Below are 19,602 nucleotides of genomic sequence, written 5' to 3'. Positions count from 1 at the left end.
TCACTGCCCCTGCGTAGAAGCCGGCTTACCGGCGAACGGGCTTTACCCAGCCCTTCGCTGGCAAGCCGGTTTCCATGGGGCGGGCAGGCTCACTAAGTGAAGCGGCGCTTCAGAAAATCCAGCAACAGGGCATTGACCCGCTGCGGCTGCTCATTCTGGATCCAGTGTCCGCAATCGCTCAGCAGGTGCTGTTCCAGGTCGGCCACATGGCCGGGCATGCGCTTGAGGGTATGGGCTTCGAGCACGCCCACCGGATCGCGGTCGCCGAGCAGGAACAGGGTCGGCTGCTGCACCCGGGCCTGGGCCAGGAACTCGGTGCGCTGCCAGGTGCGCTCGAAGTTGCGGTACCAGTTCAGGGCGCCGCGAAAACCGCGCCCGGCGAAGGTCTGGCGATAGGCCTGGAAGTCCTCCTCGCTGCACCACTGCGGCAACCCTTGTGGCACCTTCACCCCGTCGAACAGCCGGGCATCGGCCGGCTTGGGGGTGAGCAAGGCCTGCACGTTGCCCATGAACAGCCGCAGGCTGGCGTCGATATCGGCGTCCAGTTCCGCCTCGGCCACCCCGGGCTGCTGAAAGTAGAGGATGTAGTTGAAATGCCCGCCGTGCACCTCGCGCATGATCTCGCTGGCCGGGCGTTTCGGGCGCCCGGCAAAGGGCACGGAAAGGGTCGCCAGCACCGCCACCCGCCGGGGCTCCAGCAGTGCCAGGTGCCAGGCGACCGGGGCGCCCCAGTCGTGACCGACCATGCACACCCGGTGATGGCCGAAGGCGTCCATGGCCTGCTGGATGTCCGCGCACAGGGTCAGCAGATCGTAGGCCTCCAGTGCCAGCGGCGCCGAACTGCGGCCGTAACCGCGCAGCTCCGGCACGAACACGCGAAACCCGGCCTGCACGAGGGCCGGCACCTGATGGCGCCAGGAGTGCCAGCACTCGGGAAAACCATGCAGCAGCCACACCGGGGCTCCGTGCTCCGGTCCGGCAACCAGGACGCTGAGTTCGATGCCGTTGACGGCCAGAAGATGCTGTTGATAGGAAGGCATGCCGGGCGCTCCAGGGCAGATGCGAGGAGCAGAACCTAGCAGATGGCGGCCGCGGCCTTGAGCAATATTGATGGTTCGAATGACGCTGCCGCGCCTGCCGGCACTGTGCGCTGCGGGCAGGAGCGGCGTCGGCTCAGGCGGGAACCATGCCGATCTGGGACTGGCCGTGCTGACGAATCAGGCGCTGGGTGTTCAGGACCTTTTCCAGGGCCTGCTCGGAGTCGGGGTCCTGCATGGGCGCGCGAATCGCCGCCGACACCAGGCTGATCAGCTTGGCCATGACTTCGGCATCGGTGGCCGGACGGCCCAGGCTCATGGCCTGCATCAGCAGACGCAGTTCGGTGCCGGCCATCACCCCGGAAATCGCCTTGAGGGCGAACTGCAGGCGCACCCCCAGTTCGTTGCGCGGCAGGTCCGGCAGCGCCAGGGCAAAGGCCTTGAAGAAGCGTTCGAACACCGGTTGATAGTGTTCCTTGAGATATTCCTGAATGAAGGGCGAGGTATCGCTGTACACCCGGCCCAGGAAACGAATGAACGACCGGCCTTCCAGGCCACCGCTTTCATCACTGCGTTCCAGGCCCATGGCCGGGGCGAACAGCACCCCCAGCAGGGTTTCGCAATCCAGTGGTCCATCGGCCTGCTCCTCGCACTTGGCCAGCAGCTCCAGGCGTTGGTCGTTGAGCGGCCCCAGGCGTTGCATCAACAGGGCCTTCATCAGCGAATCCTTGTCGCCGAAGTGATAGTTCACCGCTGCCAGGTTGACCTTGGCGCGCTCGGTGATCTGACGCAGCAGCACGGCGTCGTAGCCGTACTTGATGAACAATGCCTCGGTCGCTTCCAGCAGACGGGTCTTGGTGACATTAGGGGCACTGAGTTTCTTGGCGACCATGGAGGGCTGACCTTTACTGGGATGAAAAACTGACCGTTCGAACAGTGTTTTAAAAAAAAATTTGATTTTTTATACCCGCGAGAAGCCCTAAAAGCAAGCGTCCGAGGGACGTCTCCAGCGGCCCGAGGCCGTTTTGTGACCCACGGGTTCCTGGCAGAAAATTCCCGAAAAAAGCCCGCAATTACCCGGTTCAGACAGCTGGCGCGGCAAGATGAACGCAGTTACTATTCAAACAATTTTTTAAAACAATAAATAAAAACCAGAGCTTGGCCTTGCCCCTGGCCCCCGCGCGACGCCTGCGCGCCGTGGAGGTTCAAGCATGCAGTCGAGCCAGCCGGCGCGGTAAGCGATGACAGCGACGATAATCGACCCAGGTTTTATCTCTCTGCAAGGCATAGGCAAGAGCTATCGGCTGGCGGAGCAACCGCTCCACATTCTGAAGAACGTCTCCCTGTCCATCGACACCGGCGAAAGCTGCGCCATTCTTGGTGCCTCGGGCTCCGGCAAGAGCACCCTGCTCAATATCCTCGGCCTTTTGGACCTGCCCGACAGCGGCGAGTACCGCTTCGCCGGTCACGATATCTTCCGCGCCAGCCCCGACCAACTGGCGGCCATCCGCAACCGGCAGATCGGCTTCGTGTTCCAGAGCTTCAACCTGCTGCCGCGCCTCAGCGCCCTGGACAACGTCGCCCTGCCCCTGAGCTATCGCGGTGTGGCCCGGCGCGAATCCCTGGAGCGTGCCCAGCACATGCTCGACCAGGTGGGCCTCGGGCAACGCGCTGCACACCGCCCCGCCGACCTCTCCGGCGGCCAGCGCCAGCGCGTGGCGATCGCCCGGGCCCTGGTGGGCGAACCCTCGCTGATCCTCGCCGACGAACCCACCGGCAACCTCGACAGCCACACCGCCCGGGACATCATGGACCTGCTGCTGTCACTGAACCGCGAACGCCAGGTGACCCTGATCATCGTCACCCACGACCCGGGCATCGCCCAGCGGCTGGAGCGGCAGATCCGCGTGACCAACGGCGTGGTCCAGGAGGTCTGCCCGGCATGAGCCTCAAGGTCGAGCAGAGCGCCAGCCAGCTGCTGCACGAGGCCTTCGTCAGCCTGCGCACCCTGGGCAAGCGTTCGATCCTGGCCCTGCTGGGCATCGTCATCGGCAGCTCATCGGTGGTGGCCCTGATCAACATCGGCCACAACGCCGCCGAGGACGCCGCGGCGATCTTCCAGGACATGGGCACCGATACCCTGGCGGTGCAGTTTCCCGATTCCTCGGCCAGCCGCACGCCGATGCCGCCACTCCTCGACCTGGCGGCCCTACACCAGGCCCTGCCGCAGTTGCTGGACATCGCCCCGGTGGCGCTGTTCAGCGGGCCGGTGGTGTACCGCGGACGCTCCAGCAACGCCAACCTGGTGGGCAGCACCCCGTCCCTGGCCAGCGCCATGCGCCTGCAGGTGCAGCAAGGGCGCTTCCTCTCGGTGTTCGACAGCGGGCAAACCTACGCCGTGGTTGGCGCCCAGGTCGCCGAAGCCCTGAGCACGCCCCACGACCCGCTGCGCCTGGGCGAGCTGATTCGCATCAACGACTACCTGTTCCAGGTGATCGGCATCCTCGGCAAGCAACCGGCGGCGGTGCTGGTCCCGGTGCAGACCAACGAATCCCTGTTCATTCCCCTGGAAGGCATGCGGCGGATTTCCTCGAGCCCGCAGATCAGCAACCTGATCGCCCGCGCGGCACCGGCCCAGGACATGAACCGGCTGGCCATGGCCCTGGGCGATACCTTGAAGCGACACCTGCCCGGACGCAGCGTCGAGGTCCAGGTTCCGCAAAAGATCATCGACGGCATGACCCGGCAAAGCCGCACCTTCGGCTACCTGCTGATGGCCCTGGGGGGCATCTCCCTGGTGGGCGGCGGCGTCGGGGTGATGAACGTGATGCTGATGAACGTCTCGGAACGGCGCCGGGAAATCGGCATCCGCATGGCCCTGGGCGCGCGGCGCCGGGACATCCGCAACCTGTTCCTGCTCGAAGCGGTGACCCTGACCGCCGTCGGCGCACTGTCCGGTGCGGTGCTGGGCATGTGCGCCGCCTACCTCTATGCCCGGCTCTCCGGCTGGCAGTTTGCCCTGGCCGGCGCCTCCCTGCCCCTGGGGATCGGCAGCACCCTGCTGATCGGGCTGTTCTTCGGCCTGTACCCGGCCGTCTCGGCCTCGCGCCTGCAACCGGTGGAGGCGCTGCGGGATGAATGATCGCCAACGCGCCGCGCTCTTGCTGCTGTGCCTGCTCAGCCCCCTGGGCCAGGCCGGCTCCCGGGACATGGACGTGGCACGCCAGGCGTCGGCTCCGACCCTGCGCAGCGCCTACGAACGCAGCGTGCTGCTGAGCCAGCAGCAGACCGAGCTGACCCTGGCCGATGCGGTCTACCTGGGCCTGCGCAACAACCGCGGCATCCGCAGCGCCTACCTGCAGCGGGTGGCGCAGAAGTTCGACCTGCGGGTGTCGGAGGACGCCTTCAACCCCAAGCTGCTGCTCAGCGGCACCTACCGGGCCAACAGGGGCAGCAATGACGGCGTGCGCAACACCAGCCTCAACCCCAGCTCCAGCCTGCTGGGGGAATACGGCACACGCCTGAACATGGCCTGGCACCAGGAACTGAGCCAGGCCAACCGGGCCGGCTACTACCGCCGTGACGGCCTCGACCTGTCGATCATCCAGCCGCTGCTCAAGGGCGCCGGCTGGGACGTGACCACCGCGCCGCTGCGCCTGGCGCGGATCAACGAACAAGCCTACCGCCTCAACCTCAAGGCCAACGTGGCGCAGACCATCAGCGACATCATCGGTGCCTACCGCGAACTGCTGCGGGCCCAGCAACAGCTGGCGATCGTCGAGGACGCCCTCAAGCGCGCCAATGCCCTGCTCCAGGTGAACAAGGCGCTGATCGCCGCCGGGCGCATGGCCGAGTTCGAGATCGTGCAGACCGAAGCCGACATCGCCAGCCAGGAGTTGGGGGTGGAAGAGGCACGCAATCAGGTGGACATCAATCGCCTGTCGCTGCTGCGCCTGCTGGCCCTGGACCTGTCGACCCGGATCCGCGCCAGCGACGGCCTGCAAGCGGCGAAAGTCAGCATCGACCAGCAGGATGCCCTGCGTCTGGCGCAGATCCAGCAACCCACCTACCTGGCGACCTTGCTCGGCAGCCAGCAGGCCGACCTCAACCTGATCATCGCCAAGGACCAGAGCCGCTGGGATGTGTCCCTGGTGGCCGGCGCCAATCAGGTGCGCAATCGCTACGACAACGACGGCGGCAACGGCGCGGGACGGACCTGGGACAGCTATGCCGGCGTCCAGGTGCAGATTCCCATCGGCGACTTGAGTACCCGTCAGGCCGAGGTGCATGCCCGGGTCGACGTGGAAAACCAGGCCCTGGTGCTGGCCGATGCCCGCCAGGCCCTGGAGCGCAGCGTCAGCGACGTGGTACGCGACCTGGGCACCCGCTGGCGCCAGTACGAGATCGCCCAGCGCGCCGTGGACCTGTCCCGGCGCAAGCTGGAGATCGAGCGGGAAAAGCTCAGCGCCGGGCGCTCCAGCAACTTCCAGGTGCTCAGTTACGAAAGCGATTTGCGCACCAGTGAAAACGCCCGCCTCAATGCACTGATTGCCTACCTCAACGCCCAGACCCAACTGGATCTGACCCTGGGCACGACCTTGGAGACCTGGGACATTGCGCTCAACGACTTCTGAGCAGAACAACTGGCGTAAGCGCTGCCTGCTGGGCGGCACGGTCCTGATCGTGCTGGCGGTGGCCGGCGTCGCCTTCACCCGTTACCCCGCCCCGGCTGACTCAGCGGCAGAACAAGGCCGCTGGATAGACGTCAGCCCCGCGCCGCTGATTCATCAGATCGGCCTGGTGGGCAAGATCGAGCCCCAGCGCACCATCAGCCTGACGGCGCCGTTCGACGGCAATGTTCTGGCCAACCTGGTGGAACAGGGCCAGCGGGTGGAGGCTGGCCAGACGCTGCTGAAGATGGATCCCAGCCTGATCGAGATCCAGTTGCGCGAAGCCTTGTCGGTGCAGCTCAAGGCCCGGCGCAGCGTTGAGGAACTGCAGAACTGGGACAGCAGCGCCCTGGTGAACCGGGCCCGGCGCAGCCTGCGTGCCTCAGAGATGGCGGTGAGCAATTCCGAACGCAAGCTCAGTGAAAGCCAGAGCCTGTTTGCCCGGGGCATCATTCCCCGCAACGAGCTGGACGATCTCAAGCAACAGCTGCAGAGCCAGCGCCTGGACCTGACGGCGGCCCAGGGTGAACTGCAACAGGCGCTGGACCAGGGCAAGGGGGAATTGCGCCAGATTGCCGAAATGGAACTGACCAATGCCACGGTCAAGTACGAAGCCCTGCGGGTCCTGCTGGCAGGCAAGGACGTGGTTGCCCCCTTTGCCGGCATCGTGGTCCCGGCGCCGGGGCTCAACCTGACATCAATCGCTTCGGCGGCGGCCTCGGGGCCGGTGCAGACCGGCAGCAAGGTCGGTCAGGGCCAAGCCCTGTTCGGCCTGGCCAACATCGAGCAACTGAAGATCGTCAGCAAGGTGTCGGAGCTGGACATCAACCAGCTGCGCCAGGGCCAGAGCGTGGAAATTCTCGGTGACGGCTTTGATGGCGAGCGCCTCCAGGGCCAGGTGGACATCGTCAGCAGTCTGGCCCTGCCGGGTGACGCCAGCGGTGCCAGCGCGCAGTTCCCGGTGACCCTGTCGGTGCCCAGGCTGACCCACGAACAACAACAGCGCGTGCGCCTGGGCATGAGCGCGCGATTGAGCATCATCACCTACCGCAACGATCAGGCCATCGTCGTCCCGCCGACCGCGATCCAGCGCGGCGCAGATGGCATGAGCGTGGAATATCGGGCGAGCGCCGATCAGCCGGCAAAACGGCTGCCGGTAAGCGTCGGCCAATCAACCGCGGAAGGTGTCGAAGTGTTTGGCCTGCAGCCGGGCCAGGTGCGCCTGCCTGGAGCCCCCTGAGCACAACAACACCGACAGCAACACCGTCGTAGGAGCTGGCTTGCCAGCGAAGGCGTACTCAAGAACAACGCCCTCACCAACGGCCTCTTCGCCGGCAAGCCGGCTCCTACAAGAAGACCGTCGGCCTGTCGGCGCCAGCGGCCGTTCAGGGTCTCAGCGCAGGGCGCGGCGCAAGACCTTGCCTACGGTGGTCTTGGGCAGCTCTTCGGTGCGGAACTCGACGTAGCGCGGCACCTTGTAGCCGGTCAGGTACTCGCGGCAGTGGGCCAGTAGTTGCTCCTGGGTCAGGCTCGGGTCCTTGCGCACCACGAAGATCTTCACTTTCTCCCCGGTCACCTCATCCTCGACGCCAATCGCCGCCACCTCCGCCACCCCCGGATGCAGGGCCACCACGTCCTCGATCTCGTTGGGGTACACGTTGAAACCGGACACCAGGATCATGTCCTTCTTGCGGTCCACCAGGCGGATGAAGCCCTGCTCGTTCATCACCCCGATATCCCCGGTGGACAGCCAGCCATGGCGGTCCAGGACCTTGGCGGTTTCTTCCGGGCGCTGCCAGTAGCCCTTCATCACCTGGGGCCCACGCACCTGCAGTTCGCCCTCCTCGCCCAGTTCCGCCAGTTCGCCGTCCTCACGCACGAAACGCACCCAGGTCGACGGTAACGGCACGCCAATGGTCCCGGTGAAATCGCCTTCGCGCATGCGCGCAACGTCGATCGGGCTGATGCTCACCACCGGCGAGCATTCGGTGAGGCCGTAGCCTTCGATGATCGGCACCCCGGTGACTTCCTTCCAGCGCCGGGCCACCGCTGTATGAGTGGCCATGCCGCCGGCGATGGCCAGTTTCAGGTCGGAAAAATCCCGCTTGCGGAACTCTTCGTTCTCCAGCAGGCCGTTGAACAGGGTATTGACCCCGACGATGCCGCTGAATTTTTCCTTGCGCAGGATCATCTGCACCCGCTTCACATCCCGCGGGTTGGCGATGAGGATGTTGCGCCCGCCCAGGCACATGAACATCAGGCAGTTCACCGTCAGCGACAGCACGTGGTACAGCGGCAGCAAGGTGACGTTGGTTTCCTGCTGGCTCTCGTCCAGTTGATCGCCGACCCAGGCCTTGGCCTGCATCAGGTTGGCCAGGATGTTGCGGTGGCTGAGCATGGCGCCCTTGGCATCGCCGGTGGTGCCGCCGGTGTATTGCAGGAAGGCAATGTCATCCTGATTGAGCTCCACCGGCCGATGTTCCAGCACGCTGGCCAGCTTCATCAGCGCCGGGAAGCGGATCGAGCCCGGCAGGTTGAACCTGGGCACTTGCTTCTGCACGTGGCGCAGGGCGAAGTTCAGCGCCGCGCCCTTGAAGGTCCCCAGCAGGTCGCCGATGGCGGCCACCACGATGTTCTTCAGGCGGCTGCCCGACATCGCCTGCTCCAGGGTGTGGGCGAAGTTCTCGAAGATCACCACGGTTTCCGCGCCGCTGTCCTTGAGCAGGTGCCGCAGTTCATGGGCGGTGTACAGCGGGTTGACGTTGACCACCACCGCCCCCACCAGCAGGGTGCCGAACAGGCAGATCGGGTACTGCAGGCAGTTGGGCATCATCAGCGCCACCCGGTCGCCCTTCTTAACCCCCTTGGATTGCAACCAGGCGGCGAAGGCGAACACCCGCTTCTCCCACAGGTCGTAGCCCATCTCGGTGCCAATGCTGACGTAGGCCACTCGGTGGCGGTACTTGTCCACGTGTTCGAGGAACACTTCCCGCAGCGACGGGTAGCGGTCGATGTCGGCTTCGATATCGGCGGGCACCCCCGGCAGGTAGGCGTTCAGCCAGATACGCTCGGCGGGTTGCAGGCTCACGACACTCATTGGCAGTCTCCTGGTTATTTTATTTTTCGACGATGGCGGTGACACCCAGCCCGCCTGCTGCACAGACGGAAATCAGTCCCCGACCGGAGCCGCGCTGGTGAATGGCCTTGGCCAGGGTCGCCAGCAAGCGTCCACCGGTGGCGGCAAACGGATGCCCGCAGCCCAGGGAGCCGCCGTTGACGTTGAGCTTGCTGCGCTCGATGCTGCCCAGCGGCCCTTCGAGGCCGAGTTTTTCCCGGCAGTAATCGGCGTCTTCCCAGGCCTTGAGGGTGCACAGCACCTGAGCGGCGAAGGCTTCATGAATCTCGTAGAAGTCGAAGTCCCCCAGGCCCAGGCCTTCCCGGGCCAGCATGCGCGGCACGGCATAGGCCGGGGCCATCAGCAGCCCTTCGCTGCCATCGACAAAATTTACCGCGGCGGTTTCCCCGGTACGCAGGTAGGCCAGCCCCGGCAGGTTGTTGGCCGCGGCCCAGTCTTCGCTGGCCAGCAGCACCACCGAGGCACCGTCGGTGAGCGGGGTCGAGTTGCCGGCGGTCAGGCTGCCGTTGTGCCGGTCATAGGCCGGGCCCAGGCCGGCGAGCTTCTCCAGGCTGGCATCGGCTCGCAGGGTGTTGTCCCGGGCCAGGCCGCGATACGGGGTGAGCAGATCATCGAAGAAACCCCGCTGGTATGCCGCGTTCAGTTGCTGGTGGCTGGCCAGGGCCAGCTCATCCTGGGCCAGGCGCTTGATATGCCAGCGCTTGGCCATTTCTTCACAGTGCTCGCCCATGGACAGGCCGGTGCGCGGCTCGCCGTTGCGTGGCAGCAGCGGCTTGAACAACATCCCCGGGCGCACCTTGAGCAGGCTGCGCAGCTTGTTGCCGGTGCCCTTGGCCCGGTTAGCCTGGAGCAGGATCCGGCGCAAGCCTTCGTTGATGCCGATTGGCGCGTCGGAGGTGGTATCGGCGCCGCCGGCAATGCCCACCTCGATCTGCCCCAGGGCGATCTTGTTGGCCACCAGCAACGCCGCCTCCAGCCCAGTGCCACAGGCCTGCTGCACATCGTAGGCCGGGGTCTGTGGCGACAAGGTGGTGGACAGCAGGCTTTCCCGGGCCAGGTTGAAGTCCCGGGAATGCTTGATCACCGCCCCCGCGGCGAACTCCCCCAGGCGCTGGCCGGACAGGCCGTAGCGATCCACCAGCCCCTGCAACGCGGCCACCAGCAGGTCCTGATTACTGTCGTTGGCATACACCGTGTTGGAGCGGGCGAAGGGAATCCGGTTGCCGCCGATGATCGCCACCCGCCGCACCGGCGCCGGATTGAAACTGTACTCAGTCATTGCCCAGCTCCCCAGATAAATAGGCCGCGCATGTGGGGTTTGTCCCCCGCGTCGTTGCGCACTTCGAACTCATGGCGCGGACCGTCCGGCAGACGGTTCCACAGGGTCACCGCCGCCGGCAGCAGGATCGGCAGCTTGAACTCGCAGTTCAGCTCCGCCACTGCCAGCGGATGCGGCGGTTGCTGGGCCGCCAGGGCCCGGCCCAGGGTCCACATACCGTGGGCGATGGGCCGACGGAAACCGAACAGCCGGGCACCGAGCCAGGAGGTGTGAATCGGGTTGAAGTCGCCGCTGACCTGGGCGAAACGCCGCCCCAGGTCGCCCCCCAGGTTCCAGCGCTGGGTGCGATTGAGCGGCGCTTCATCCTGCTTCAGCGCGCCCTCCCAGGGCTCACCGATAGGGTTGGGCACGCCACGACGCAAATACAGGCTGTCGCTTTCCCAGACCAGGCTGCCACCACTGTGGGCCCGGGTGGCGATGGACAGCGCCTGGCCCTTGGGATGGGCCAGCCAGCGTTCGGCGAACACTTCCAGGCGCAGGGCCTGGCCCTCCTCCAGCTTCTGGTACTGGCGAATGCGATTGGCCAGGTGAACCATGCCGCTGGCCGGATAGGGAAAGGTGCGGTCGGTCAGCAACAACAGGTGCAAGGGAAACGCCAGGGTATGGGGAAACGCCAGCGGCACCCCGTGCTCGCGGCGAAAGCCGCAAGCCTGGGCGTAGCGGGCGATCCCGGCGGCCTGCAGCTCCACCGCCGGGCGCACCAGGCGTTCGGCGGGCAGCGCTGGCGCAGCCTCCGGCTTGGGCTTGCGCAGGCTACGGATGCCGTCGTAGAGCAGTTGGCCCCGAGACGGCGGCGGTTCGATGATGCGAATCGCACAGTCGCTATTCATGGCTCAGGCCCCCAGCAGGCTTTGCCCGCAGACGCGGACCACCTGTCCATTGATCCCGCCGGAACCCGGATGGGCCAGCCAGGCGATGGTGTGCGCCACGTCCACGGCCTGCCCGCCCTGGTTCATGGAGTTCATGCGTCGTCCCGCCTCGCGGATCAGCAGCGGGATCTTCGCGGTCATCTGGGTTTCGATGAACCCCGGGGCCACGCCGTTGACGGTGATCTGCTGGCGCGCCGCCAGGGGCGCCAGGTTCTGCACCAGACCAATGACCCCGGCCTTGGAGGTGGCGTAGTTGCTCTGTCCGAGGTTGCCGGCGATTCCGGAAATCGACGAGACGCAGACAATCCGCCCGCCGGGGTTCAGGCCCTGGCCTTCGAGCAGCGCCTGGCTGAGCAGCAGCGGCGCCTCCAGGTTGACCGCCATGACCTTGCGCCACGCCGCCTCGGTCATCTTGGCCAGGGTCTTGTCCTGGGTGATGCCGGCGTTATGCACGACGATATCGAATGCACCGTGTTCACCGACGAACTCCAGCAAGCGCTGCCCGGCCCCGGCGGCGGTGATGTCCAGGGCCAGGGCTTCGCCCTTGAGGCCCGCCGCGGCCTGCTGCAACTCGGCCTCGACCTGGGGAATGTCCAGGCACACCACCTGGGCACCGTCCCGGGCCAGGACCTGGGCAATCGCCAGGCCGATGCCACGGCAGGCGCCGGTGACCAGGGCCCGGCGTCCGCTCAGGGGCCGCTCCCAGTCGAAGTGCCGGGGCACGTCCACCGGCTCGCCGATGCGCACCACCTGGCCCGAGACATAGGCCGAACGCCGGGACAGGAAGAAGCGCAGGCTGCTGTCCAGTTCCGCTTCGGCGCCGGGCTCGACATACAGCAATTGCACGGTGATGGCCCGGCGCAGTTCCTTGCCCAGGGAGCGCACAAAACCTTCCAGGGCGCGCTGCGCCACCGCCTGCTCCAGCGCCTTGCACTGTTCCGGCGGCGTGCCCAGCACCAGCACCCGAGCATGGGCGCCCAGGCGCCGGACATTGGCGTGAAAGCAGCGGTACAGCTCATCGAGCTGGGCGATATCCGCCAGCCCGCTGGCGTCGAAGACCAGACCCTGGACCTTCACGGTGGAGGGTGCGTTGATGCTCGCGGCCTGGGCCGCCACGGTGTCGGTGGCGGCGAAGATCCGTTGCAGCTCGCCTAAAAGGCGCCCCTCGGGCGCCGCGGCGAGGATCACCGGGTTGATCAGGTGGCCGCCCTGCCCCTCGCGCTGGCGTTGCAGCGGCAGCGGTTGCGGCAGGCCGGTACGCTGGGCCAGCCAGCGCCCCCACCCGGAGTTGACGAACGAAAGATAACCGTCAGACATAAAGAGATCCCGATCCAATCCAGTAGTGGGTCAATAGGCCGAATCGCTGGCGGCCACCGCGTCTTCGCTGCTGGCCGCGCGTTTGCGCGAGGCCGGCCTGGCGCCTTGCTCGAAGTGCGCCTGACGCTGCTGCAGGGCTTCCAGCAGGCCGAAGTCCTGAGGGAAGTCGTCGACCTGGATCGCGTGATCGCCATATTCCACGTAACGACTGAGCAACTCGTCTTCGTCCTGGCTGATCAAGTGCTGCTCCAGGGCCTGGACCCGCCAGACGCCGAAGGCCTCGCGGGAAATCGGCAGCGGCGCCAGCAGGCCCTGCTTGATCGCCGGCTTGAGCCGGGCCTCGATCAGTTCCACTTGCGGTTGCAGGCGGAACGCCAGCTCGCCATAGGCCAGCTTGTCGATGTCCGGCTGGGGAATGTAGGAGTCGGCCAGCAGCCGGTCGCGGGTCGCGCCCGGGGTCTGCACCAGCTCGGCCACCTCGGCCAGCAGGCGATCGCTGGGTTTGTGCTGGGGAATGCCCAGGGGAAAGCTCAGGCCACGGATGATCCGCGCGGCGACCTTGGACGGATAGTTGTCCAGCACTTCGGACAGCGCCTCATGGGCCCGCAGCAGTGAGTCTTGAGCCGCCCAGTGCACCAGGGGCAGATCGGCCTGGGGCCGGCCGTCGTCCTCGAAGCGCTTCAACACGCAGGACAGGATGTACAGCTGGGACAGAATGTCGCCCAGGCGTCCGGTGATGCTTTCCTTGCGCTTGAGGGCGCCGCCCAGCACGCCCATGGAAATGTCCGAAGCCAGGGCCAGCACCACCGACAGGCGCTGGATCTGCCGGTAATAGCCGGCCAGGGCCTTGTCGGTATTGGCCGGGGCCTTGATCAGGCGGCCACCGGTCAGCGCATGCACGGCGGCACGCACGGTATTGGCGAAGACAAAGCTGATATGGCCGAACATCGCACTGTCGAAATCTTCCAGGCCCTTGCGCCCGCGGTCCCGGGCCGCTTCCATTTCGCGGAACACATAAGGATGGCAACGGATCAGCCCCTGGCCGTAGATGATCAGGCAACGGGTCATGATGTTCGCGCCTTCCACGGTGATGGCGATCGGGCTTTGCTGGTAGGCCCGGGCCAGGAAGTTGTTGGGGCCCATGCAGATGCCCTTGCCGGCGACGATGTCCATACCGTCATTGACCATGGCCCGGGCCCGTTCGGTGACGTGGTACTTGGCGATGGCCGAGATCACCGAAGGCTTCTCCCCGGCATCCAGCGAGGCCACCGAGACTTTGCGCACCGCGTCACAGGCATACAGATGCCCGGCCATGCGCGCCAGGGGCGCCTGCACCCCTTCGAACTTGCCGATCGGCAGGCCGAACTGCTTGCGCATTGCCGCATAGGCCGTGGTGCCGCGCACCGCCACCTTGCCCAGGCCGACGTTGGCCGACGGCAGGGAAATGGCGCGCCCGGCGGCCAGGCATTCCATCAGCATGCGCCAGCCATTGCCCACCTGATCACGACCGCCGATCACCCATTCCAAGGGAATGAACACATCCTTGCCGGTGGTCGGGCCGTTCTGGAACACCGCGTTCAGCGGCCAGTGGCGACGCCCGGTATTGACCCCCGGATGGGTGGTGGGAATCAGTGCGCAGGTGATCCCCAGGCTGCCTTTGCTGCCCAGCAGGCCGTCCGGGTCTTCGGCGCGAAACGCCAGCCCCAGCACCGTGGCGATCGGGCCCAGGGTGATGTAGCGCTTGTCCCAGGTAACCCGGAAGCCCAGCACTTCCTGGCCTTCGAACTGGCCCTTGCAAACCACGCCGGTATCGGGAATCGCCCCGGCGTCGGAGCCGGCATAGGGGCTGGTCAGGGCAAAGCAGGGAATGTCTTCACCCCGGGCCAGGCGCGGCAGGTAATGCTGGCGCTGGGCTTCGGTGCCGTAGTGCAGCAGCAGTTCGGCCGGGCCCAGGGAGTTGGGCACCATCACCGAAATCGCCGCCGCCGAGCAGCGAGTCGAGAGCTTCATCACCACTTGCGAATGGGCGTAATGGGAGAAGCCTTTGCCGCCGTACTGCTTGGGAATGATCATCCCCAGGAAGCCGGCGTCCTTGGTGTACTGCCAGGCCTTGGGCGACAGGTCCTGCCAGACCTGGGTGGTTTCCCAGTCATTGGCCATGTCGCACAGGGTTTCCACTTCGTTGTCCATGAACGCCTGCTCCTCGGCGCTCAAGCTCGCTGGTGCGGCCTGTAGCAGGCGCGCCCAGTCCGGCTTGCCACTGAACAGCTCGGCATCCCACCACACGGAGCCGGACTCGATGGCCGCACGTTCGGTGTCGGACATGGCCGGCATGATCTTGCGGAACATCGCCAGGGCGCGGCGGGTCAGCAAGGCCCGGCGCAGGGGCTTGAAGCTCAACAGCGCGGCCGGCGCCAACACCAGCAGCACGCCGAGGGTCAAGCCCAGCGTGCCCACCAGGCTGAACAGATACGCGGCCGCCAGCCACACCACTGCGGCGCCCAGCCACAGGGCGGCTGTCGCCTGTCGATAAGCCAGCGCGAGCGCTGCGGCAAGTCCCACCAATAACCAGACAATCATGGAATACCTCTCTTGTTCTAACGAGACGACCACCAGGGCCCTGGGCGTTGTGCCGGCCCCTCGCAGATCACCCTACAAAGGAAAGAAGCATGTTTCAAATTTTATTTTGAAAATATTATTTGAGACTATTCGGCAACGTACAACGGCTGAACCAGGTCAGCCGAAGGGGGAAACGGAAATGGGTCGGACGGGCCAGGCAGACCCCGTCCGGTCAACGGCAGTAGCACCATCCTCGGGCACTGCCGTCAGGCTGGAGCGCCGTGGATCAGAAGTGGTAGGTCGCGGAAAGACTGACTACCTCGCCCTTGGCGTCAACCTTACCGTCGAGGCTGGAGCCGCCGAGGCGATCCTGATTGACCGTCTTGAGCTTGGCTTCCTTGACGAACTGTCGCGAGTACGCCCCATCGATGGTCAACCCGGGAATGGCCTTGATGTCATAGCCAAAACCCAGGGAGGTGAACCAGCGGTCATTGTCCGGAATCCGCGGGTCGCGGGTCGAATCACGGGTCGGCGTCTCGTCGAACGCCACCCCGGCACGCAGGGTCAACTGGTCGGTGAGCTTATAGTCGCCACCCAGGGAGTACATCATCGAATCCTTGTAGCGGTACGGAATGGAAACGATGGTGTTGCCATCGGACTTGAGCGTCAGGTCCTTGAACGACGACCACTGCGTCCAGGTGGCACTGGCCCCCAGGGTGAAACGGTCGTTGAACACGTGTACCCAGTCCAGGCCAAGGGTCGCCGGAATATCCAGTTGGGTGGTGGCATTGGCGCCGTCCGGGTTCAGCTTGAGGCCGGGATAGGCCAGTTCCACCAAGGTCTCGCCATTCGGGCCCGCCGGCTGAGTCGTGTAACTGCGGCCCAGGGCATCTGCGTAGATGTTGTATTTACCCTCCATCTTGTTCTTGATCTTGGCGTGGTAGTTCAGGCCCAGGGTGTCCTGTTCGGTGGGCTTCCAGACTACGCCGGTGAACCAGCCCACCGAGGTGTTGTCGACCTTGACCCGCATCAGGTTGGAACCCACGCCGGACGGAAATGGAATACCAATGTTTGGGGACAGCGCCGCGGCCCCGGTGAGGTTGAGGTTCTGGCTGACGAAACCGGTGCTGTGCTGAACGATCAGCCCGGCGCCTAGCGAGAACTGGTCATTGACCTTGAACGACAGCGAACCGGTCACCCCCACCGTCTCGATCTTGGTATCGACGGCGAAGTCGCGACCTTTCCAGCCATCGTCCCAGGTGCTGCGCATCCCCTGGGGCACAACCTGGCTGAGGCCGAACGCGAAGCGGTCGTTGAGCGGCATGACCAGGAAGCCTGTGGGCAGCCAGGCGGTGAAACCGCCCTGCCCGCCATTGCCAGTCAGTTCCTCGGCCGGGCCGCTGGGTACGCCATCGCTGTCCACTGGAATGGTGGAAGCCGGCTGCCCCTGATAATCGGTGGCATTGCCTTTGTATTTCATCTTGATCCGCGCGTAATCCACGGTCATCTGCGCGATGTTCTGATCAATGAAAGCCATGGCCGCCGGGTTGTTGTAAGCCGCACTGGGATCGTTCTTGAACAGCGATCCGCCACCGAACGCCCGGCCCCAGCCGGGAGCACCGTAGGTCGGAGTAGAGAAGCCACCCGCCTGTACCGATCCGGTACTGATCAGGCTGCCCAGTACCGCCAGGCCTACGGCTGCCTGAATACTCCGTTTCTTATTATTCATGCCCCACTCCTTATTATTATCGACCGCGATCGGCTATCACCGACCCAGGGTGTAGCAACAGGCACCCCTGGCGGGGCACCTGTCTTTTTTCAGCAAGTGATCAGCAGGCTGAAGTCAGATCAACTTCATGGAGTGACGGTGAAGGCCGGGCTTGGATTGACGCTCAGCGCCGTGATCTTGCAGCTGCCGACCGCCTGCGCCGAAGGAATGCTCAGGGTGTTGGTGGCGTTGCTCCAGGTTCCGTTGATGGTCACTGGAGCGCTGCTGCAGTTAGAGAGGATCTTGAAACTGACACCACTCACCACGCCGGTCGTGGCGCTGGTGGCTGTCAGGGTCCAAGGCAGGTTCTGCAGCACTGGCACACTGCACAGCGAATTGCTGCCACTGACGGTCGCGCCGGTGATCGAAGCACTGGAGCCGTTGGCGGCCACGGTACCGGTGAAATTGATGTTGCAGTTGACCGGAATACCGAACGACGCCGGCGAAGACACCGAAATGGTGCCCGGTGCCGAGAAGGTCGCCCCGGCAGGCGCAATGGTAGCGGCGTTGGCCATCGACGCGGCGCCGAGGCAGATGGCGAAGGAAGCTACGGATACCAGAGTCTTGATGCTTTGCATTGTTGTTTTCCTCAAGATTTAGGCAACGGTCGGTTGCCAGGGGGTTATCAGCCTTGCCAGGGTGTCGATGACGCCATCGGCTCTCGGGCTCGACCAAATTCGCTACAGGAGCGCGCTAGGGCGATACCGACCCGGCTTGAAGAACCGGTACTTCCGGACTCAATCGCAGTTTCATCAGCGTCCCTCCATGGATTTTGTGTTGGCTTCAGGGCGCAACCCGGAACGTGGGCGGCATCTGGATCGAAACGGTCTTGATGGTGCAGCCACCGTCGAGGCTGACCTGGGCGGCCTCGAGTTTTCCGGTGCTGTTGTTCCAGCGGCCCTCGGCGGTGCTCGGCCCGCACTCGCCACCCACCAGGGGCGCGTGCACCGTGACCCGGATGCCAGACATGGCGCCGCTGGTTTCGTCCTTGGCAACCAGCTTCCAGGGCAGGTGCGTGGCTTCCACCTGGCCGCACTTGAGGCCGCCGCTGAAATCGACCTTGTCGACGCTGGCAAAACTGCCGTCGGGACTGACCTTGCCGCTGACCTGGATGGTGCAGTCGGCATTGATGATGCTTTTGGCAAAGCTGATGGGGCCCTTGGCACTGAACTCGGTGTTGGCCGGTTCGATGCGCGCGGCTTCGGCGGCGTTCATCAGTGACACGCCCACCAGGACCACGAACAGACGGGCAGCGAACAAAGGTGAAATAGACATCCGTAACTTCCTTGCAGTTGCTTATTGTTGTTGTCGGTCAACTTGGCGTAAGGACTTCGGTGTGGCTTCGCCCTGCCCCTTCAAGCAGGTGCCCAGGAAGGGCCACCGGTGCTTGAAGGCGAGCGCTACAGCTAAACGGCGGTGTCTGGATCGGTGTCGGCAAAACCGTATTGCCGGAGCAGCTCGGCACGCTTGGCCGGATGCAGGTTGGCCAGTCTCACGTCCCCGGAGTAATGCGCCAGGACTCGGTGGTCCATCAGCCGCCGCCAGAGCGCTGGCACATAGGCCCAGACGATCATGGTGGCGTAGCCATAAGGCAGCTGCGGCGACTCGTCGAAGTGACGCAGGGCCTGGTAGGAACGGGTCGGGTTGGCGTGGTGATCGGAGTGCCGTTGCAGTTGGAACAGGAAGATGTTGGTGACGATGCGGTTGCTGTTCCAGGAGTGACGTGGCGAGCAGCGTTCGTAACGGCCGTTGGGCTGTTTCTGGCGCAGCAGGCCGTAGTGCTCGACGTAGTTCACCACCTCCAGCAGGGAGAATCCGTAGATGCCCTGGATCACCAGGAAGGGAATCACCGTCACCCCCAGCCAGGCAATCAGCACGCCCCAGAGCACCACGCTGTAGAGCCAGGCGCTGAGCACGCCGTTCTTCCAGTGCAAGGTTGGCAGCCCGAGCTTGTGCAGGCGTTCGCTTTCCAGGTGCCAGGCCGAACGCAGACTGAACCAGACGGTGCGCGGCAGGAAACTCCAGAACGACTCGCCAAGGCGTGAGCTGGCCGGGTCTTCAGGGGTCGCCACGCGAACGTGGTGGCCACGGTTGTGCTCGACGAAGAAGTGCCCGTAGAAGGTCGAGGCCAGGGCCAGTTTGGCCAGGAACTTGGCCATACCGCGGTTCTTGTGCCCCAGTTCATGGGCGATGTTGATGGCGATGCCAGTGGCGGCACCGGTGGACATGGCCATGCCCAGATAGGTAAACCAGCCGATACTGCCGTGCAGTTGCGCGCGCTCGGTAAGGAAGGTGGCAAAGTTCGCCAAACCGCCTTGCAGGTGCAGCTGCTGGCTCAACTGCAGCAAGCCGCCGGCGATGATCCAGTCCACCCCGCGGACCGCCATCCAGGCAGTGACCACCAGGGACAACACCGAGAGCACGGCGCAGCTATAGACGATGAAGCGGTAGTAAGGCTGTTTCTCCAGATCGGGAACCGCGGATTCCGGCGGATTGCTGGCGTCCTCTCCCAACAGGCCGTCGATCAATGGAATCAGACCAAAGATCACCAGCACGCCGCTCCACCAGAACACCTGGACACCGCTGATCAGGGCAAACAGCCCGGCCAGCAAAGGGGTGATCATCGGTAAGGTGCCGAGCCACCAGAGGTGGCGCTTGCCGTCGCTCCAGACGCCGGGTGCCGCCACGGAAACAGTCATGGCAGCCTCCGCACAGCGGCTGTTGGCAGGGATGCTACAAAGGACAGCGCGGTGGCGCTGCAAGGAGCGTGGCTGGATGAAAAAACAAAAGCGTGAAATGGCGTTATTTTCATTATTTTAATCGCTCAATTGCACTTTCAAAAAAAACATTCAAAACATTTTTTTAAAAAAATAGCTCGGGTTCGTTAGCTCGTCAACTATTTTCTCG

The 19,602-nt window shown here is 64.7% G+C and carries 15 protein-coding genes; 4 read left to right on the top strand and 11 right to left on the bottom strand.

What is annotated here, in order from left to right; translation table 11 throughout:
- Positions 1 to 92: 92 nt before the first annotated feature.
- Positions 93 to 1,040 carry an alpha/beta fold hydrolase gene (locus tag DNK59_RS18310; protein ID WP_110725439.1) on the bottom strand — a complete coding sequence of 316 codons (948 nt, stop codon included), beginning with the start codon at positions 1,038 to 1,040 and terminating at the stop codon, positions 93 to 95.
- 133 nt (positions 1,041 to 1,173) lie between these two features.
- Positions 1,174 to 1,929: a TetR/AcrR family transcriptional regulator gene (locus DNK59_RS18305; RefSeq protein WP_110725438.1), complete on the bottom strand. Its 756-nt coding sequence runs from the start codon at positions 1,927 to 1,929 to the stop codon at positions 1,174 to 1,176.
- A gap of 349 nt (positions 1,930 to 2,278) precedes the next feature.
- Here DNK59_RS18305 and DNK59_RS18300 point away from each other — a divergent pair, with 349 nt between their 5' ends.
- From DNK59_RS18300 to DNK59_RS18285, 4 genes are read left to right on the top strand one after another with little or no spacing between them, the layout of a single operon-like run.
- Complete coding sequence (locus DNK59_RS18300; RefSeq protein ID WP_110725437.1) at positions 2,279 to 2,983, top strand: ABC transporter ATP-binding protein; 705 nt, start codon at positions 2,279 to 2,281, stop codon at positions 2,981 to 2,983.
- On the top strand, positions 2,980 to 4,179 hold the full coding sequence (locus DNK59_RS18295) for an ABC transporter permease (protein WP_110725436.1): 1,200 nt from the start codon (positions 2,980 to 2,982) through the stop codon (positions 4,177 to 4,179). The genes DNK59_RS18300 and DNK59_RS18295 overlap by 4 nt, the downstream gene beginning before the upstream one ends.
- Positions 4,172 to 5,671, top strand: a complete 1,500-nt coding sequence (locus DNK59_RS18290) for a TolC family protein (protein ID WP_110725435.1) — start codon at positions 4,172 to 4,174, stop codon at positions 5,669 to 5,671. The genes DNK59_RS18295 and DNK59_RS18290 overlap by 8 nt, the downstream gene beginning before the upstream one ends.
- The gene (locus DNK59_RS18285) at positions 5,652 to 6,947 is read left to right on the top strand and encodes an efflux RND transporter periplasmic adaptor subunit (RefSeq protein ID WP_110725434.1); all 1,296 of its coding nucleotides are present in this window, start codon (positions 5,652 to 5,654) and stop codon (positions 6,945 to 6,947) included. The genes DNK59_RS18290 and DNK59_RS18285 overlap by 20 nt, the downstream gene beginning before the upstream one ends.
- 153 nt (positions 6,948 to 7,100) lie before the next feature.
- On the opposite strand, the gene DNK59_RS18280 is transcribed toward DNK59_RS18285, so the two are convergent.
- From DNK59_RS18280 to DNK59_RS18240, 9 genes are all read right to left on the bottom strand, one after another.
- Positions 7,101 to 8,804 (bottom strand): AMP-binding protein, encoded by a 1,704-nt coding sequence (locus DNK59_RS18280; protein ID WP_110725433.1) that lies wholly within the window; start codon positions 8,802 to 8,804, stop codon positions 7,101 to 7,103.
- Between the two features lie 19 nt (positions 8,805 to 8,823).
- Entirely contained in the window at positions 8,824 to 10,122 is a 1,299-nt protein-coding gene (locus DNK59_RS18275) for an acetyl-CoA C-acetyltransferase (RefSeq protein ID WP_110725432.1), read from the bottom strand.
- Complete coding sequence (locus DNK59_RS18270) at positions 10,119 to 11,012, bottom strand: MaoC/PaaZ C-terminal domain-containing protein (RefSeq protein ID WP_110725431.1); 894 nt, start codon at positions 11,010 to 11,012, stop codon at positions 10,119 to 10,121. The genes DNK59_RS18275 and DNK59_RS18270 overlap by 4 nt, the downstream gene beginning before the upstream one ends.
- 3 nt (positions 11,013 to 11,015) lie before the next feature.
- The gene (locus DNK59_RS18265) at positions 11,016 to 12,368 is read right to left on the bottom strand and encodes a 3-oxoacyl-ACP reductase (protein ID WP_110725430.1); all 1,353 of its coding nucleotides are present in this window, start codon (positions 12,366 to 12,368) and stop codon (positions 11,016 to 11,018) included.
- 30 nt (positions 12,369 to 12,398) lie between these two features.
- Positions 12,399 to 14,948 (bottom strand): acyl-CoA dehydrogenase, encoded by a 2,550-nt coding sequence (locus DNK59_RS18260; RefSeq protein ID WP_110725429.1) that lies wholly within the window; start codon positions 14,946 to 14,948, stop codon positions 12,399 to 12,401.
- A 265-nt stretch (positions 14,949 to 15,213) separates the two neighbouring features.
- Positions 15,214 to 16,656 (bottom strand): outer membrane protein transport protein, encoded by a 1,443-nt coding sequence (locus DNK59_RS18255; protein WP_110725428.1) that lies wholly within the window; start codon positions 16,654 to 16,656, stop codon positions 15,214 to 15,216.
- Between the two features lie 125 nt (positions 16,657 to 16,781).
- The gene (gene praB / locus DNK59_RS18250) at positions 16,782 to 17,273 is read right to left on the bottom strand and encodes an alkane oxidation protein activator PraB (protein WP_110725427.1); all 492 of its coding nucleotides are present in this window, start codon (positions 17,271 to 17,273) and stop codon (positions 16,782 to 16,784) included.
- A 205-nt stretch (positions 17,274 to 17,478) separates the two neighbouring features.
- Positions 17,479 to 17,970: an alkane oxidation protein activator PraA gene (praA, locus tag DNK59_RS18245; protein WP_110725426.1), complete on the bottom strand. Its 492-nt coding sequence runs from the start codon at positions 17,968 to 17,970 to the stop codon at positions 17,479 to 17,481.
- A gap of 131 nt (positions 17,971 to 18,101) precedes the next feature.
- Entirely contained in the window at positions 18,102 to 19,394 is a 1,293-nt protein-coding gene (locus DNK59_RS18240) for an alkane 1-monooxygenase (protein WP_110725425.1), read from the bottom strand.
- Positions 19,395 to 19,602 lie beyond the last annotated feature (208 nt).

Origin of the sequence: Pseudomonas sp. TKO26 (genome assembly GCF_003225665.1) — a bacterium.
Lineage (GTDB): Bacteria > Pseudomonadota > Gammaproteobacteria > Pseudomonadales > Pseudomonadaceae > Aquipseudomonas > Aquipseudomonas saponiphila.
The sequence above is the reverse complement of the archived record's forward strand: the minus strand, read 5'-3'. Positions and strand labels throughout refer to the sequence as shown.

What these genes read in the sequence shown, in the direction of transcription:
- DNK59_RS18310 (WP_110725439.1), bottom strand. Translation starts at nt 1,040, where the DNA reads ATGCCTTCCTATCAACAGCATCTTCTGGCCGTCAACGGCATCGAACTC.
- DNK59_RS18305 (WP_110725438.1), bottom strand. Translation starts at nt 1,929, where the DNA reads ATGGTCGCCAAGAAACTCAGTGCCCCTAATGTCACCAAGACCCGTCTG.
- DNK59_RS18300 (WP_110725437.1), top strand. Translation starts at nt 2,279, where the DNA reads ATGACAGCGACGATAATCGACCCAGGTTTTATCTCTCTGCAAGGCATA.
- DNK59_RS18295 (WP_110725436.1), top strand. Translation starts at nt 2,980, where the DNA reads ATGAGCCTCAAGGTCGAGCAGAGCGCCAGCCAGCTGCTGCACGAGGCC.
- DNK59_RS18290 (WP_110725435.1), top strand. Translation starts at nt 4,172, where the DNA reads ATGAATGATCGCCAACGCGCCGCGCTCTTGCTGCTGTGCCTGCTCAGC.
- DNK59_RS18280 (WP_110725433.1), bottom strand. Translation starts at nt 8,804, where the DNA reads ATGAGTGTCGTGAGCCTGCAACCCGCCGAGCGTATCTGGCTGAACGCC.
- DNK59_RS18275 (WP_110725432.1), bottom strand. Translation starts at nt 10,122, where the DNA reads ATGACTGAGTACAGTTTCAATCCGGCGCCGGTGCGGCGGGTGGCGATC.
- DNK59_RS18270 (WP_110725431.1), bottom strand. Translation starts at nt 11,012, where the DNA reads ATGAATAGCGACTGTGCGATTCGCATCATCGAACCGCCGCCGTCTCGG.
- DNK59_RS18265 (WP_110725430.1), bottom strand. Translation starts at nt 12,368, where the DNA reads ATGTCTGACGGTTATCTTTCGTTCGTCAACTCCGGGTGGGGGCGCTGG.
- DNK59_RS18260 (WP_110725429.1), bottom strand. Translation starts at nt 14,948, where the DNA reads ATGATTGTCTGGTTATTGGTGGGACTTGCCGCAGCGCTCGCGCTGGCT.
- DNK59_RS18255 (WP_110725428.1), bottom strand. Translation starts at nt 16,656, where the DNA reads ATGAATAATAAGAAACGGAGTATTCAGGCAGCCGTAGGCCTGGCGGTA.
- praB (WP_110725427.1), bottom strand. Translation starts at nt 17,273, where the DNA reads ATGCAAAGCATCAAGACTCTGGTATCCGTAGCTTCCTTCGCCATCTGC.
- praA (WP_110725426.1), bottom strand. Translation starts at nt 17,970, where the DNA reads ATGTCTATTTCACCTTTGTTCGCTGCCCGTCTGTTCGTGGTCCTGGTG.
- DNK59_RS18240 (WP_110725425.1), bottom strand. Translation starts at nt 19,394, where the DNA reads ATGACTGTTTCCGTGGCGGCACCCGGCGTCTGGAGCGACGGCAAGCGC.